We start from the raw sequence: 15,282 nt of genomic DNA, 5'->3' as shown, positions 1-15,282 counted from the left end.
TCATCGTGGCGGCTCCAGCAGCAGGCGGAAGTCCTCCACCCGGTCGCGTACGGGGTTCTGCCGCGCGGGCAGCAGCACGCCCTTCAGCCACAGGTAGATCAGGACCTGCCCGTTCACGGTGATCGGCGGCGCGTCGATGAACTTCTGGATCTTTCCCACCAGCGCCTTCAGGTCCTCCTTGCCCCGCCGCATCGACGACGAGATCGCCTCCAGCTCGCGCAGCAGGGTGCGCAGCCGCGCGGCGTGGCGCGGGTAGACGGTGAGGTTGGCCTCCCTGGCCAGTTTCGTCAGGGCGACGATGGTCTTCTTCACGTGCCCGCGCCCGTGGGCCAGGCGTTCGGTGGCGGCGGCCAGCGTCCCGGGCAGGCGGTCCAGCTCGGCGCTGCCCTTGGCCAGGTCGTCGCCGAGCCGGGCCAGCGCGTCGATGCTGGTGGCGAGGTCGCCGCGGGCGGCGGCGTAGGCGTCGGTGACCTCCGCAGTCCGCCTGATCAGCTTGTTGACGTCGTCGCCCTGCCCGGCGAACGCGGTCGAGGCGGCGTCGAGCACCGCGTTCACGTCCTGGGCGCCGAGCGCCTCGATGAGCGGTCCCGCCTTGGCGGTGACCTGCTCGATGTCCGGTTCGACCGACGTCTCGGAGATGGTGGCGCCGTCCTTCAGATACGGCCCCGTGGCCAGGTCCTTGCCCGCCGGCGGGGCGAGCAGGACGTAGTTCTCGCCCAGCACCGACGTCTTGGCCACGGTGGCGGTGCTGCCCTCGGGCACCCGGTGCGCGGACTGGACCGACATGGTCACCCTGGCCCGGTAGCCCTCCAGGCGGATGCCGGTGACCGTGCCCACCCGTACGTCGGAGATCTGCACGCTGTGCCCGGCCACCAGGCTCTGCACGTCGTCGAAGACCGCGTGCAGGGTCAGGTCGCCGGTGGTCGCGCCGAGCGTCTGCAGCGAGCAGCCTGTCGTGCCGGCCACCGTGCAGGACACCACGGTGGCCAGCGCGACCAGGAGGCGTGCTCTCATCGCCGGCCTCCCCGCCGCTGGAAGGGGCAGTTGCTCAGCCCGCCGGGCAGGCACGGCACCTCGCCCAGGTTCAGCGCGTCGAACAGCGGAGTCAGCCACGTCCTGGTCATCGCGTTGAGCACCACCCGGATCTTGAGCACGTGCTGCTCGCGGTCCCACGACTCGATCAGCACGTCGGCGAGGTCGGCCGCGCCCTTGACCGCCCGCGCCATGGAGGCGCTGTTGGCCCGGACCGTCAGCACCAGCTCGGCCAGCGTCGTGGCGGCGGCGGGAAGCCGTTCGGCGTACTGCTCGATGATCACGTCGCCGCGCCGGACGAACCCGGCCATCGAGGAGACGAACCCGCGCAGCCGCTGCCGTTCCTCCGCCAGGATCGCGCCGGCCTCGGAGAACGCGTCGATCGCGCCCGTCACCTGGCGCTCGCGCTCGTTGAGGCCGGTGGCCAGCGCGTTGAGGCCCTTGGCCAGGTCGACGAGCCGCTGATCCTGCGCGGCCAGCAGGCCGGTGAGCCGTGAGGTGTCGGCGAGCGCGTTGCCGATCGTCCTGCCCCGCCCTCTGACGCCGTCGGCGAGGTCGCCGGCCACGTGGCCGAGCTTCTCGTCGTCGAGCGCTTCGGTCAGCTTGGTGAACGCGTCGAGCGCGTCGTCGATCTCCACCGGCAGGTCGGTGCGCTCCAGCGGGATCGTGGCGCCGGGTTGGATCCGCTGCTCGCCGGGCTTCCACGGGGGGTAGAGGACGACGTTGCGCTCGCCGAGCGTGTTCTGCGGCGCGACGACGGCCTTGACGTCGGACGGCAGCGGCACGTGCCGGTCGACCCGAAGCTCGACGCGCACCCGGTCGCCGGAGATCCGGATCCGGTCCACGTACCCGGCGTCGAGGCCCATCACCTTCACCCGCGCCTCCTCGTACAGGGACGGCGCCTTGGCGAAGATCGCCACCAGCCGGTACGGCTCTGCCCCGGTCACCGAGCACCCCGACGCCAGGAACGCCCCCACCAGCAGCACCACCGCGAGCCGTCTCATCCGTCGCCCTTCCTGTCCTTGGCGATCGCGCCCAGCACCTCGGGGTCGATGGGCCCCAGGCCGGTGGCGATGGCCTCCAGCCAGGGGCCCTGGCCGCCCATGGTGGCCAGCCCGGAGAACGTCGGCCCCGCCCACGCCAGCAGCGAGTTGAGCCGTTCGGTGCTGCCGCTGAGCCGCGTCGTGATGGCGGCGTTGTCGTCGAGCACCTTGACCAGCGTGCCCTCGTGCTCGGTGATCAGCCGGGTGGTGCTGCGCACCAGGTCGCTGCCGTCGCCGAGCAGCGTGCGCAGCTCGTTCCTGCGGCGGCGCAGCTCGCTCAGCATGGCCTCGACCGCGTCGACGAGCCGCCCGAGCTGCGCGTCCTTCTTCTCCAGGACGTCCATGATCCGGGTGCCGTTGTCGAGCAGGCGCTGGAGCTGCGGCTCGCTCTTCCTGATCGTGTCGGACAGGTCGCCGATGTTGTCGAGCAGGCGGGTGACACGGCCGCGCTTGAAGGTGTCCAGCTTGCCCAGCTCCTTGAGCAGGTCGTCGACGGCGTCGGTGTCGAGCCGCTCGACCAGCCGGGTGGCGTCCTTGACGGCGTCGTTGATCAGCGTGGGCACGCCGGTCCGCTGCACGGGGATGCGCCGCCGGGCCTCGGGGAGCTGGTCGAGGTACGGGGGCGAGACCGCGCCCGTGAGCTTGACGTACCGGCCGCCGAGCAGGTTGGACAGGGTGATGTCGGCGCGGGTGCCGCGGCCGAGCCGTACCCCGTCGTCCACCCGCCAGGTGACGACCACCTGGCCCTGGGCGTAGTCGGCGCGGACCTCGGTGACCTCGCCCACCCGCACCCCTGCCACGCGTACGTCGTTGCCGGTGCGCAGCCCGCCGGAGTCCGTGAACACGCCCGACACGGTGTAGCCGCCCTCCAGCAGCCCCAGGCTGCCGACCAGGAACGTGCCCACCAGGACCGCCGCCAGCGTGGCCAGCGACACCAGGCCGACGGCGTGCTTGTCGCGGTCGCGGAAGGATCTGCCGGCCATCACTGCCCCACCAGCAGCTTCCGCAGGTCCTTCTCGCTCTGGATCCTGGTGTTGCGCAGCGGCGGCGGCGTCTTCATCCCGTACGGGCAGGGCGCGGCGCTCAGCGCCACGCAGGGGACCGCCGCGATGAAGTAGTGCCCGCGGTTGACCGACGAGTACGCCCGCGCGAACAGCGGCTGGAACGTGCTGACCGTCTTGTCGATCGCGCCCACGTTCCGCCGGATGCCGCCGGTCAGCCCGGACAGGTTGTCCACCAGACGGCCCAGCTCACCGGCGTTCTTGCCGAGCACCTCGTTGGAGGTGCGGAAGGTGGCCGACAGCTCCACCAGCGCCTCGTCCACCAGCTCCCGGTTGTCGGCGAACGCCTCCGACAGCGTGACGAGGTTGTCCACGAGCCGCTCGATCTGCTCGTCCCGCCTGGCCACCACGCCGGTCACCGTGGCGTAGTCGTCCAGGAGCCGCTCGATGGTCTTCCTGCGCTCGTTGACCGTGGTGGTGATGGCGTTGACGTTGTCGAGCAGGCGCGGGATGTTACGGTCGTTGCCCTTGAGCGACGTGGCGGCGGCGGTCAGGAGCTGGTTGATCTGCTCGGGGTCGAGGCTGCGGGTGAGCGGGCCGAGGTCGCTGATCAGCTCGCCGATGTCGACGACGGACGAGGTGCGCGCGATGCGCGCGCCGGGGGGCAGCCTGCCGGGCGCGGTGCCGGGCAGCAGGTAGACCACGCGCTGGCCCACGGCGTTGCGCCAGCGTACGGCGGCCTCGGTGTCGGTGGGCACCCTGATCGAGTCCTGCACCTCCATGGTCACCTCCGCCCGCCCGTCCACGACCCTGATCGTGTCGACCCGGCCCACGGGCGCTCCGGCGATCTTGACCTGGTCGCCCTCGACCAGCCCGGAGACGTCGTCGAACAGGGCCACCAGCCGGTAGCCGCCGCCCGTGCCCACCCGCGCGACCTGCACGCCGATCACCACGATGAGCGACACGCACAGGCCGACGAACAGCACGAAGCGCACGAGGGTCCACCTGCGCCGGACGCGTTCCACCTCAGCGCCTCCCGTCGGTCGGGCCGCACAGGCCCACGATCAGCTCGCACACGTCCGTGGCGACGAACGCCTCCACCTGGAGCTGGCGCCTGCCGTCGGGTCCTGGCGCCTCGATCAGCTCGTTCAGCAGGTCCACCAGCCGGTTGAGGCCGCGTACGCCGTCGCCGGTCAGGCCGAGCTGGGCGTAGATGAGCGCGGCCACCCGCTCGCCGGAGCGCACGCCGGCCCGCAGGTTCCCGCGATGCTCGGCCAGGCCGTGCGTGACCTGGCCGGAGACCGAGGTGATCTCCTGGAGCAGGGCGCGTACCTTGTCGGCCCGCTTCAGCAGGTCGGGAGTGATGACGTTCAGGTCGGAGGAGATGGAGACCAGCTCGTCGCCCTTGTCCGACAGCGCCGTGCCGAGCAGCGCGGTGTCGCGCAGGAACCGCCGCGCCCGGTCGCGCTGCCGATGCGCCACGCCGACGAGCGTGCCGGCGTCGCCGATCAGCTCGCGCAGGTTCGCGCCCTGGCCTTCGAGGCCCTTGGCCAGCGTGTGCACGATCACCGTGACCTCGCGCGGATCTACCGCGTCCAGGCCGCGGTAGGCGTCGCCGAGCGTGTCTGACAGGTCCAGCGGCTCCTCGGTGTCGCGGATGACCGCGCCGGCCGCCAGGTACGGGCCCTCCGTCTCGCCGGAGCCGGGCCGCAGGTCGACGAACTTGGGGCCGAACACCGACGCAGGCTCCACGGACGCCACCGCGGTCCCCGGCACCCTGACGGCCGCCTCGACGTGCATGGTGACCACGGCCCGGCCCCTGGCGTCGAGCGCGACGCCGGTCACCTCGCCGACCGTGATGCCGCGGATCTTGACCGGCGAGCCGGTCGTCAGGCCCTGCCCGGCCCGCCCGAACACGGCGTCGTAGCGGGTGCCGGTGACCTCGGTGGCGGCGCGCACCGCGTACAGGGTGGCCGCGGCGAACACCACGAGCACGGCGAGCGAGACGCCCAGCCGGGCGGGGAGGGAGAGTTCTGCTCGGCCCACCGGCTCACCCCGTCAGAGGTATGTTGCCGCCGCCACCCCAGAACAGGTACGACAGCAACAGGTTGAGCAGCACGATCGTGACGATCGACTGGCGGATGGCCCGGCCCGCCGCCACGCCCACGCCCACCGGCCCGCCCGTGGCGTGGAAGCCGTGGAAGCAGTGGATGACGATGACCGCGAAGGCGAACACGGCGACCTTGGCGACGCTGAACACGATGTCGCTGACCGGCAGGTACAGGTAGAAGTAGTAGTCGTAGACCCCCGGCGCCAGCCCGAACAGCACCGTGCACATCAGCCGGGTGGCGAAGAAGCTGGCGAACAACGCGATCAGGTAGATCGGCACCAGCGCCAGCAGCGCGGCCACGACCCGGGTGCAGATCAGGTAGGTGAAGGCGTTGATGCCCATCACCTCCAGCGCGTCGATCTCCTCCGAGATCCGCATCGCGCCCAGCTCCGCCGTGAACGACGAGCCGACCTGCGCCGCCAGCGCCGTGGCCGCGATGATCGGGGTGATCTCGCGGACGTTGGCGAAGCTGCCCACCAGCCCCATGAACGACTCCGCGCCGATGGCCTGTAAGCCCTGGTAGCCCTGCAGGCCCACGGTCGCGCCCACGACGAACGCCATCGTGAACACCACGAAGATCATGCCGCCGCCGATGACGGTCGCGCCGACGCCCACGACCACGTCGCTGACCTGCCGGAGGACGACCTTGACGTATTTGAGCCGCAGCACGATGTCGCGTACGGAGTAGAACAGCACCTTCCACACGAACAGCGGCCAGTCGGCCAGCGCGGCGAACCGCTCGGCGACGTCCCGCCCCCTGAGGGCGAGGCCGGCCGTCCTGGCGCCGGTCACGGTGTCCCCATCAGAGCGACCTCGGCGGGTAGGCCAGGAAGTACACGGCCGAGATCACGTAGTTGGACGCGAACACCAGCATGAACGTCACCACGGTCGACTGGTTGACCGCCCGCCCCACCCCGACCGGGCTGGTGGCGCACGTCATGCCCTTGTAACAGGCCACGCCGGCCGCGACGAACCCGAAGATCCACGCCTTGAACAGCGTGACGTACAGGTCGGAGGCGACGACCAGCGACAGCGCCCCGTCGAAGTACGCGCCAGGCGTGACTCCCTGCACGATCACGTTGAAGAAGTAGCCGCCGGCCGCGCCTGCCACGATGACCAGCGGGCACAGGCACACCGCGATCGTGCTGGCGGCCCACATGCGCGGCGTGACCAGGCGGTGGATCGGGTTGACCGACATGACCTCCATCGCGCTCAGCTCGTCGCGGATGTGGCGGGCCCCGATGTCGGAGGTCATCGCGCTGCCGCCGGCCCCGGCGATGAGCAGCGCGCTGGCCAGCGGGGCCACCTCGCGGACGAGGCCGACGAAGACGGCGCTGCCGGTGGCGGAGCCGGCGCCGAGCTGCCGGGCCAGCTCGCCCACCTGCAACGCCACGGTGGCGCCCAGCGGCAGCGAGACCAGCAGCACGGGGACGCTGGTGACACGGGCCAGGAACCAGCACTGGCCGACGAACTCCCACCACCAGTGCCGGACGTCCCAGCTCCGGCGCAGGCCCTCCAGCACGATGACGAACAGGTCTCCGACCTGGCCGAGGGCCGAGCCGGCCCGGCGTCCGACGTGCCCGGACCAGGCCATCACCACCTCCGCCGCCTACGGAGTGGCAACGCTACTGACGGGCTGTCCAGCAGTCGATGCTTTAGTGAGAATTTGCGGAAAAGGTATGAGGGCCGGGTCGCGCCTTGTCAGCCGGGCACTAAACGTGACAGGCTCATTACCTATTGCCGTCGTGCGGGCGGGGTCGTCACGAGAGGGCGGCCATCCACGTCTCGATCTCGTCCGGGTGCCGGGGGAGCCCGGCGGACAGCATCGTGGCGCCGTCGGCGGTGACGACCAGGTCGTCCTCGATGCGGATGCCGATGCCGCGCAGCTCCTCCGGCAGGGTCAGGTCGTCGGGCTGCAGGTAGAGACCCGGCTCCACGGTCAGCACGTGGCCCTCCTCCAGTACGCCGTCCAGGTAGACCTCCGCCCGGGCCTTCGCGCAGTCGTGCACGTCGAGGCCGAGCATGTGGCCGCTGCTGCACAACGTGTAACGCCGGTAGAGGCCCGTCTCCATCAGCTCGTCGGTCGACTGCTTGAGCAGGCCCCAGTCGCGCAGGCCGTCGCAGATGACGCGCATGGCCGCCAGGTGGAAGTCACGGAACCGGGCGCCGGGCCGCAGCGTGGCGATGGCCGCGGTCTGGGCCTCGTAGACCAGCTCGTACGCCTGCCGCTGCACCGAGCCGAACCGGCCCGACAGCGGGAACGTCCGGGTGACGTCGGCCGTGTAGAGCGTGTCGGCCTCCACCCCCGCGTCCAGCAGCAGCAGGTCACCGGCGGTCAGGGCGCCGTCGTTGCGGATCCAGTGCAGCACGCAGGCGTGCGCTCCTGAGGCCACGATGCTCTCGTAGCCCGCCGCGTTGCCCTCCAGCCGCGAACGCAGCCCGAACACGCCCTCCAGGTACCGCTCGCCGCGCGGGTGACCGAGGGCCTGGGGGAGCGCGCGTACGACGTCCTCGAAGCCGCGTACGGTCGCCTCCACGGCCGAGCGCAGCTCGCCCAGCTCCCACTCGTCCTTGACCAGCCGCATCTCCGACAGGAACGCCGCCAGCTCGTCGTCATCCGCGCCCCGCGGCACCTCCGCGTCGACCGAGGCGTCCACCCCGCGCAGCACCCGCGCCGGGCCCGCCAGCTCGAGATCGCGGATGTGGGCGCACTCGATCTGGTACAGCTCCGCGGCCTCGGCCAGGTCGGGGCGCGGACCGGCCCAGAACTCGCCGTAGCGGCGGTCGCGGTAGAACTCCTCGCCCTCCTCGCGGGGGGCGCGCGGCCGGACGTACAGGACCGCCTGGCCGGACGGCTCGATCACCAGCACGTCGTCCGACTCGCTCGCGCCCGTCAGGTACGAGTACGCGCTGTGCGGCCGGAACCGGTAGTCGCTGTCGTTGCTGCGCACCTTCAGCGTGCCCGCCGGGATCACCAGCCGCTCGCCGGGGAAGCGCTGCGCCAGCGTGGCCCGCCGTTTGGCCGCCCACGGCGCGATCGGCCGCGCGCTCACCTCGGCCCTGCTCTCCCGCGCCCAGCCGGTGCGCATGAACGCGGCCAGTTCGTCGGTGATGGGCAGATCGTGGCTTCCGATGTTGAGCGGCTCGTTCATGCGGCGGTCCTCGGGTGTCGATCCGGTGTTCGGTACGGGAGCAGCCTACGTGGCCCCGGCTTGACTCCCCGCCCGCCGCCTTGTTTGCCTGGACGCAGGCTTGGAACTATGAGGGAAAGAGGTGGTGCACATGCTCATCGGAACGATCCTTCGTAACAAAGGCAGTGACGTGACGACCGTGGCGCCTGGGGCGACCGTCCGGGAGTTGCTCGCCGAGCTGGCCGGGCACAACATCGGAGCCGTCGTCGTCTCCTCCGACGGAGTCACCATCGGGGGCATCGTCTCCGAGCGTGACGTCGTGCGCCGCCTGCACGACCGCGGCGCGGCCGTGCTCGACCTGCCGGTCTCGGCCATCATGACCACCGAGGTCACCACGGTCGGGCCGCACGAGAACGTCGACTCGGTCCGGCGCACGATGACCACGCAGCGCTTCCGTCACCTGCCCGTCGTCGAGAACGGCAGGCTCGTCGGCATCGTCAGCATCGGCGACGTGGTCAAGAGCGCCATCGAGGAGCTGGAGACGGAGAAGGCGTCGCTCGTTGACTATCTGCATCGCTGACGACTATCTCCGTCGTTGACAGGGATGGCAGGCTTGGTCCGTGATGTACGGGCCCCCTCCCCCTGACCAGTACCCTGCGTACCCTCCGGCGACGAGCAGCCCGCCGATCATCGTGCTCGTCGCGGGGCTGGCCGCGCTGCTGGGCTTCCTGCTGGGCGTGTTCGTGGGCTTCGGCGCGCAGACGACGGCCGCGGAGCCCGCGCCCACGGTCACGGTGACGGAGACCGAGCCCGCCCTGCCGCAGGACCCTCTCCCCTCCGACCCCGGCCCGACCCCTCCCGCCGGGACACCGCCGCAGCAGACCATCCCCAGCCAGACGCCGCCCGGCCTGACCCCTCCCGCGCAGACGCCCCCTGGCCAGACCCCTCCTGGTCAGACGCCGCCCCAGACCCCACCCGGTCAGACCCCACCCAGTCAGACGCCGCCGGGCCAGACCCCTCCCGCGCAGGGCCAACCGGAACAGGATCTGCTCGGGCGGAATGGCGGCGCCTGAGGCCGCCCGGCACCCCCGGACGGGCCCGCCGGGCCGCCACTCCTCCGCTGACAGCGGTGTTTGCACTGGTAGAGCGGGCGTAGGAGGATGCGCTCAGCCCACCAAGGAGGAAGAAATGTCGGTGTTGCAGAGCTTTGTGGACAGCGTACGCAGCGGGGCGATCGAGGTGATCGACCTGACCGCGCCCCTGACGGCGGACACGCCGGTCCTCCAACTGCCCGAGCCGTTCGGCAACACGATCCCGTTCCGCCTGGAGGAGATCAGCCGCTACGACGACCGCGGCCCCGCCTGGTACTGGAACGACCTCCACCTGGGCGAACACACCGGCACGCACTTCGACGCGCCCGTCCACTGGGTCACCGCCCGCGACGGCCAGGACGTCTCCGAGGTGCCCGCGCGCAGCCTCATCGCGCCCGCCGTGGTGCTCGACCTCGCCGCCGAGGCGTCCAAGGACCCCGACTTCCTCCTGCAGGTCGACCACGTCAAGGAGTGGGAGCGGGTCAACGGCCCGCTCCCCGACGGCGGCTGGCTGCTCTACCGCACCGGCTGGGACGCCCGCTCCACCGACCAGGCCGCCTTCCTGAACGCCGACGAGACCGGGCCCCACACCCCCGGTGTCTCGGTGGAGTGCGCCCGTTGGCTGGCGTCCGAGACCCCCGTACTCGGCATCGGCGTCGAGACCGTGGGCACCGACGCGGGCGCCGCGCACTCCTTCGACCCGGCCTTCCCCTGCCACTCCTTCCTGCTGGGCGCGGGCAAGTACGGCCTGACCCAGCTCCGCAACCTCGACCGCCTGCCGGTGACCGGCGCCGTCGTGGTCGCGCCGCCGCTGCCCATCGTGGGCGGCTCGGGCAGCCCGGTACGCGTGCTCGCCCTGGTGGAACGTTGATCGTCGCCGAGGCCGTCGGCCGGGCCCTGGCCGCCTGCGGCGCGGAGACCGTCTTCGGGGTGGTCGGCAGCGGCAACTTCCACGTCACCAACGCCCTCGTGGCCTCCGGCGCGCGCTTCGTCGCCGCCCGCCACGAGGGCGGGGCCGCCACCATGGCCGACGCGTACGCCAGGATGAGCGGACGGACCGGGATCGTGTCGGTGCACCAAGGGCCGGGGCTCACCAACGCGATGACGGGCCTCACCGAGGCCGCCAAGAGCCGCACCCCGCTGATCGTCGTGGCAGGTGAGGCCACGGAGGCGCGGTCGAACTTCCACATCGACCAGGCGGGGCTGGCGGCGGCGGTGGGCGCGGTGCCGATGCGGGTCACGGGGACCGCGCAGGCCGTGACGCAGGTCGTGGCGGCATACCGGGTGGCGGTGGAGGAGCGCCGCGCCGTGCTGCTCAACCTGCCCCTCGACGTCCAGGCGGCCCCGTACGACGGTCCTCTCGACCTTCCCGCCCGGCCCTTGTCGTCGTCCCTGTCGTCGTCCCCGTCGTCGTCCGGCGCGGATGGGCGGTCGCCCGGTGAGGAGGCGGTGGGCGGCGTCGCCGAGCTGGCCGGGGCGTTGGCGGCGGCGGAGCGGCCGGTGTTCGTGGCCGGGCGCGGCGCCCGGCACGCGCGGCGGGAGCTGGTGGATCTGGCGGAGCGGACGGGCGCGCTGCTGGCCACGTCCGCGGTGGCCAAGGGGCTCTTCCGGGGCAGCCCGTGGGACCTCGACGTGTCCGGCGGCTTCGCCACGCCCCTGACCGCCGAGCTGATCCGGGCCGCCGACCTCGTCGTCGCCTGGGGGTGTGCCCTGAACATGTGGACCACCCGCCACGGCTCCCTCATCTCACCCGGCGCGACGGTGGCGAAGGTCGACCTCGACGCGGCGGCGCTCAAGACGCACGTCCCGGCCGACCTGGGCGTGGTGGGCGACGTGGCGCACGTCGCCCGGTCGGTGGCGGCGCGTCTCACGTCAGGGAAGGCGGGCCACCGCTCGCCCGCGCTGGCCGCCCGCATCCGGGACGAGGGACGCTGGCAGGCGGTCCCGTACGAGGACGAGAGCGGCGACGGCAGGATCGACCCCCGGACGCTGACGATCGCCCTGGACGGCCTCCTGCCGAGCGAACGCGTCCTCGCCATCGACTCGGGGAACTTCATGGGCTACCCGTCGATGTTCATGGACGTCCCGGACGAGGGCGGTTTCTGCTTCACCCAGGCGTTCCAGTCGATCGGGCTCGGTCTGGCCACGGCGATCGGCGCGGCCCTGGCCCGCCCCGACCGGCTCCCGGTGGCCGCGCTGGGCGACGGCGGCGCCCTCATGGGCCTGGCCGAGTTGGAGACCGTGGTCCGGCTCGGGCTTCCCATGGTGATCGTGGTCTACGACGACGAGGCGTACGGGGCGGAGGTGCACCACTTCGGCCCGCACGGTCACCCGCTCGGCACCGTCACGTTCCCCCCGGCCGACCTGGCGGCCATCGCCAGGGGCCACGGCTTGGCCGCCGTGACCGTCACCCGGCGGGCGGACCTGGCGGGCGTGTCGGAGTGGCTCGACGGGCCGCGCGACCGGCCGCTCTTGGTGCACGCCAAGGTGACGCGCGAACACGGCTCGTGGTGGCTGGAGGAGGCGTTCAAAGGCCACTGAGGGGTCACTGCGGGGCCGGGGGGTCAGGTGGCGGCTCGGGGGGTGTGGGGTCAGAGCTTGCGGTAGGTGCGGGCCTCCTCTGCCGCGGCCAGGACGTCGGCCAGCGGAGCGCCCGCACCCGCCGCCACCGCCGCCGCGACGGCCCCCTCCACGAACGGCACGTCGGCCACGACCACCCGCGGTGCGGCCTCGGCCAGCAGCCGGGCGGTCAGCACCGAGCTGCCGAGGTCGGGGATGATCACCACGCCGTGGCCCCGGTCGACGCTGCGTACGGCCGCCTCGACGAGGTCCACGCTCGTGCCCAGCCCGCCGTCCTGCGTGCCGCCCGCCGCCGCCAGGGGCGCGTCCTGGCCCGCGATGCCCCGGGCCAGCGCCACCGCCTCGGCCGCCAGGCCCGCACTGTGCGAGACCAGCACGACTCCCACCATCACACCGTCCCGCCATCGCACAGACATCTGCCCGCCGCCGTCATCCCGCAGCCTGGCCGGCGCCACCTGGGGAGGTCATCCCGCCACCGTGGCCAGCGCCTCCATGAACAGCGCCGCCGAGGCCGCACCGGGGTCCTCGTGCCCGATGCTGCGTTCGCCGAGATAGCTGGCCCGCCCACGCCTGGCCTGCATGGGGATCGTGGCCTTGGCGCCGTCGACGGCCGCGAGCGCCGCCTGGTCGAGCGCCTTGCGCACGCCCACCCCGTCGCGTACGGCCAGGGCCAGCGCGCGGGAGGCGGGCGCCAGCGCGTCCACCATGGTCTTGTCGCCCAGGGCGGCCTTGCCCAGCCGCTCGACCGCCACCACGCCCTCCTCGAACGCCCCCGCGAACCCGGCCAGCGTCACCGGCGACGTCAGCGTCTTGCCCATCTGCCGGAACGCCGACCCGTACAGCGGGCCGGAGGCGCCGCCGACCCGGCGGATCAGCGTCGTGCCCGCCGTCGTCAGCACCTCCGTGGCCGAGCCCGGCGCCGAGTCGGCCAGCACCTTGCGGACCTCGGTGAGGCCGCGGTCGAGGTTCGTGCCGTGGTCGGCGTCGCCGATCGCCGCGTCGAGCCGCGTCAGCCGGTCGCGGTCGCGGTGGATCAGCCTGGCGGCCTCCTCGAACCAGGCCACGAACAACTCGGTGTCCATCATCGCCCCCAGCGCAGCGCGGGTGTCTCGACCGGTGCGTCCCACAGGCGGGTCAGCCTGTCGTCGAGCAGGCAGATCGAGACGGAGAAACCCTGCATGTCGAGACTCGTCACATAGTTGCCCACCAGCGACCGGGCCACGCGTGCCCCCTTGCCCTCGGCGAACGCCGCCACCTCCGCGAAGACCACGTACAGCTCCAGGAGCGGGGTGCCGCCCATGCCGTTCACCAGCACGAGCAGGTCGCCGCGCAGCGGCAGGTCGCGGTGGACGGCCTCCATCGCCACCCCGGCCAGCTCGTGCGCCGACGCCGCGGGCACCCGGGCCCGCCCCGGCTCGCCGTGGATGCCGATGCCCAGCTCCACGTCCGTCTCCGGCAGGTCGAAGATGGGCTTTCCCGCGGCCGGGGGAGTGCAGGAGGTCAGCGCGATGCCGAACGAGCGGCTGCGCTCGTTCACCTCGCGCGCCACGGCGGCCACCTCGGTCAGCGGCGCGCCCTCCTCGGCCAGCGCGCCTGCGATCTTCTCCACGAAGACGGTCGCCCCGGTGCCGCGGCGGCCCGCCGTGTAGAGGGAGTCCTGGACGGCGACGTCGTCGTCCACCAGCACGCTGGCCACCTCGACGCCCTCGACCAGCTCCGCGGCCATCTCGAAGTTGAGCACGTCGCCGGTGTAGTTCTTGACGATGTGCAGCACCCCGGCGCCGCCGTCCACGCCCGTGGTGGCCGCGATGATCGGGTCGGGGGCGGGGGAGGTGAAGATCTCGCCGGGGCAGGCGGCGTCGAGCATGCCGTGGCCGACGAAGCCGACGTGCAGCGGCTCGTGGCCGGAGCCGCCACCTGAGACCAGGCCCACCTTCCCGGGGCGCGGGCCCTCGGCGCGGTAGACCACCTGGTCGCGGACGCTCAGCGACGGATGGGCCGCGGCCACGCCGGTGAGCGCGTCCGCGACGACCGAGTCGGCCGCGTTGATGAGCTTCTTCATGGTCACAACATCTGCCCGTTTTCACGACCGCGCAAGCGTCGTAGCGTGGGCGGCGTGGATGTCGTATACAGCCCGTACGATCCCGCGATCAACGACGACCCGTACCCCGTCTACGCTCGCCTGCGCGCGCAGGCACCGCTCTACCACAACCCCGACCTCGGCTTCTGGGCGCTGTCCCGGCACGCAGACGTCTCGGCCGCGCTCGCCGACAACGTCCTGCTGTCCAGCGACCACGGCCCGCTGCTGGACCCGGGCGCCTGGGGGAGGCACGCGCGCAGGTTCCTGTCGTTCGTCGCGATGGACCCGCCCGAGCACACCCGCATGCGCGCCGCCGTCTCCCGCGGTTTCACGCCGCGCCGGGTGGCCGCGCTCGAACCCATGATCAGGCAGATCGTCCGCGGCCACATCGAGCGGGCCGTGGAGCGGGGGACGTTCGACTTCGCCCGTGACCTCGCGGCCAGGCTGCCGCTCGACGTGATCTCCGAGCTGGTGGGGGTGCCGCCGTCGGAACGGGCGAACGTGCGGCGCGACTCCAGCTTCGTGCTCGCCTACGACCCCGAGGGCCAGATGTCGGAGGAGGGCGTCAAGGGCATCGTCTCGCTCGGCGGCTACTACCGTTCGATCGTGGCCGAACGCCGGGCCACGCCGCGCGACGACCTCGTCTCCGCGCTCGTGGCCGACGACGAGCTGACCGACGACGAGGTCGTGGCGTTCCTGTTCCTGCTCATCGGCGCGGGCGCGGAGACCACCACCCACCTGCTCTGCGCCGCCTGGTACTGGGCGTGGCGCAACCCCGGCCAGCGCGCCGCGGCCTTCGCCGGGGCGATCGAGCCGTGGGTGGAGGAGTCGCTGCGCTACGACACCCCGGCGCACGGCATCGCCCGCCGCCTCACGCGGGAGACTGAGTGGCACGGTGCCCGCGTCCCTGCGGACTCCAAGGTCTGGCTGCTCATCGGCGCGGCCAACCGCGACGAGGCCGCCTTCCCCGACGCCGGCGTCTACGACCTGGGCCGCGACACCGCCCGCGCCATCAGCTTCGGCGCCGGCCGCCACTACTGCCTGGGCGGCCCGCTGGCCCGTCTGGAGGGCCGGGTGGCGCTGGAGGAGCTCACGAAGGCCGTCTCGCCCGGCTACGACATCGACCACACCCGCATCAGGCGGACGGCGCACGGCAATGTCAGGGGCATGGTCAGCCTCCCGACTACCGTCAAACCCGCCTGAGTAGGTTACGG

General features: G+C 72.3%; 16 protein-coding genes. 5 read left to right on the top strand and 11 right to left on the bottom strand.

Annotated features, from left to right (window positions below):
• The 8 genes from ABD844_RS36400 to ABD844_RS36365 form a co-directional block, all read right to left on the bottom strand.
• Entirely contained in the window at positions 1-1,014 is a 1,014-nt protein-coding gene (locus tag ABD844_RS36400; protein ID WP_344888292.1) for an MCE family protein, read from the bottom strand.
• Positions 1,011-2,036, bottom strand: a complete 1,026-nt coding sequence (locus ABD844_RS36395) for an MCE family protein (protein ID WP_344888289.1) — start codon at positions 2,034-2,036, stop codon at positions 1,011-1,013. Before ABD844_RS36395 ends, ABD844_RS36400 begins: the two co-directional genes overlap by 4 nt.
• Complete coding sequence (locus tag ABD844_RS36390) at positions 2,033-3,058, bottom strand: MlaD family protein (protein WP_344888286.1); 1,026 nt, start codon at positions 3,056-3,058, stop codon at positions 2,033-2,035. The genes ABD844_RS36395 and ABD844_RS36390 overlap by 4 nt, the downstream gene beginning before the upstream one ends.
• Complete coding sequence (locus ABD844_RS36385; RefSeq protein WP_344888283.1) at positions 3,058-4,101, bottom strand: MCE family protein; 1,044 nt, start codon at positions 4,099-4,101, stop codon at positions 3,058-3,060. The genes ABD844_RS36390 and ABD844_RS36385 overlap by 1 nt, the downstream gene beginning before the upstream one ends.
• A gap of 1 nt (position 4,102) precedes the next feature.
• Positions 4,103-5,122, bottom strand: a complete 1,020-nt coding sequence (locus ABD844_RS36380; protein ID WP_344888280.1) for an MlaD family protein — start codon at positions 5,120-5,122, stop codon at positions 4,103-4,105.
• Between the two features lie 4 nt (positions 5,123-5,126).
• Positions 5,127-5,978 (bottom strand): ABC transporter permease, encoded by an 852-nt coding sequence (locus ABD844_RS36375; protein WP_344888277.1) that lies wholly within the window; start codon positions 5,976-5,978, stop codon positions 5,127-5,129.
• A gap of 10 nt (positions 5,979-5,988) precedes the next feature.
• Positions 5,989-6,780, bottom strand: a complete 792-nt coding sequence (locus ABD844_RS36370; RefSeq protein WP_344888274.1) for an MlaE family ABC transporter permease — start codon at positions 6,778-6,780, stop codon at positions 5,989-5,991.
• 166 nt (positions 6,781-6,946) lie between these two features.
• The gene (locus tag ABD844_RS36365; protein WP_344888271.1) at positions 6,947-8,338 is read right to left on the bottom strand and encodes an aminopeptidase P family protein; all 1,392 of its coding nucleotides are present in this window, start codon (positions 8,336-8,338) and stop codon (positions 6,947-6,949) included.
• A gap of 130 nt (positions 8,339-8,468) precedes the next feature.
• Between ABD844_RS36365 and ABD844_RS36360 the strand changes: the two genes are divergently transcribed.
• From ABD844_RS36360 to ABD844_RS36345, 4 genes are all read left to right on the top strand, one after another.
• A complete protein-coding gene (locus ABD844_RS36360; RefSeq protein ID WP_344888268.1) occupies positions 8,469-8,897 on the top strand; it encodes a CBS domain-containing protein in 429 nt (142 codons plus the stop codon).
• A gap of 40 nt (positions 8,898-8,937) precedes the next feature.
• On the top strand, positions 8,938-9,390 hold the full coding sequence (locus ABD844_RS36355; protein ID WP_344888265.1) for a hypothetical protein: 453 nt from the start codon (positions 8,938-8,940) through the stop codon (positions 9,388-9,390).
• Between the two features lie 115 nt (positions 9,391-9,505).
• Positions 9,506-10,279 (top strand): cyclase family protein, encoded by a 774-nt coding sequence (locus tag ABD844_RS36350; RefSeq protein WP_344888262.1) that lies wholly within the window; start codon positions 9,506-9,508, stop codon positions 10,277-10,279.
• On the top strand, positions 10,276-11,949 hold the full coding sequence (locus ABD844_RS36345; RefSeq protein ID WP_344888259.1) for a thiamine pyrophosphate-binding protein: 1,674 nt from the start codon (positions 10,276-10,278) through the stop codon (positions 11,947-11,949). The genes ABD844_RS36350 and ABD844_RS36345 overlap by 4 nt, the downstream gene beginning before the upstream one ends.
• A gap of 50 nt (positions 11,950-11,999) precedes the next feature.
• Here ABD844_RS36345 and ABD844_RS36340 read toward each other — a convergent pair whose 3' ends face one another.
• The 3 genes from ABD844_RS36340 to dhaK form a co-directional block, all read right to left on the bottom strand.
• Positions 12,000-12,365, bottom strand: a complete 366-nt coding sequence (locus ABD844_RS36340; RefSeq protein ID WP_344888256.1) for a PTS-dependent dihydroxyacetone kinase phosphotransferase subunit DhaM — start codon at positions 12,363-12,365, stop codon at positions 12,000-12,002.
• Positions 12,366-12,452: 87 nt separating this feature from the next.
• Complete coding sequence (gene dhaL, locus ABD844_RS36335; RefSeq protein ID WP_344888253.1) at positions 12,453-13,073, bottom strand: dihydroxyacetone kinase subunit DhaL; 621 nt, start codon at positions 13,071-13,073, stop codon at positions 12,453-12,455.
• Positions 13,070-14,050 (bottom strand): dihydroxyacetone kinase subunit DhaK, encoded by a 981-nt coding sequence (gene dhaK / locus ABD844_RS36330; protein ID WP_344888250.1) that lies wholly within the window; start codon positions 14,048-14,050, stop codon positions 13,070-13,072. Before dhaK ends, dhaL begins: the two co-directional genes overlap by 4 nt.
• A gap of 54 nt (positions 14,051-14,104) precedes the next feature.
• Between dhaK and ABD844_RS36325 the strand changes: the two genes are divergently transcribed.
• Positions 14,105-15,271 carry a cytochrome P450 gene (locus ABD844_RS36325; RefSeq protein ID WP_344888248.1) on the top strand — a complete coding sequence of 389 codons (1,167 nt, stop codon included), beginning with the start codon at positions 14,105-14,107 and terminating at the stop codon, positions 15,269-15,271.
• Positions 15,272-15,282 lie beyond the last annotated feature (11 nt).

The organism is Nonomuraea antimicrobica (genome assembly GCF_039536965.1).
In the GTDB taxonomy this organism is placed as follows: domain Bacteria; phylum Actinomycetota; class Actinomycetes; order Streptosporangiales; family Streptosporangiaceae; genus Nonomuraea; species Nonomuraea antimicrobica.
This window is presented reverse-complemented; position numbering and strand designations above follow the sequence as displayed.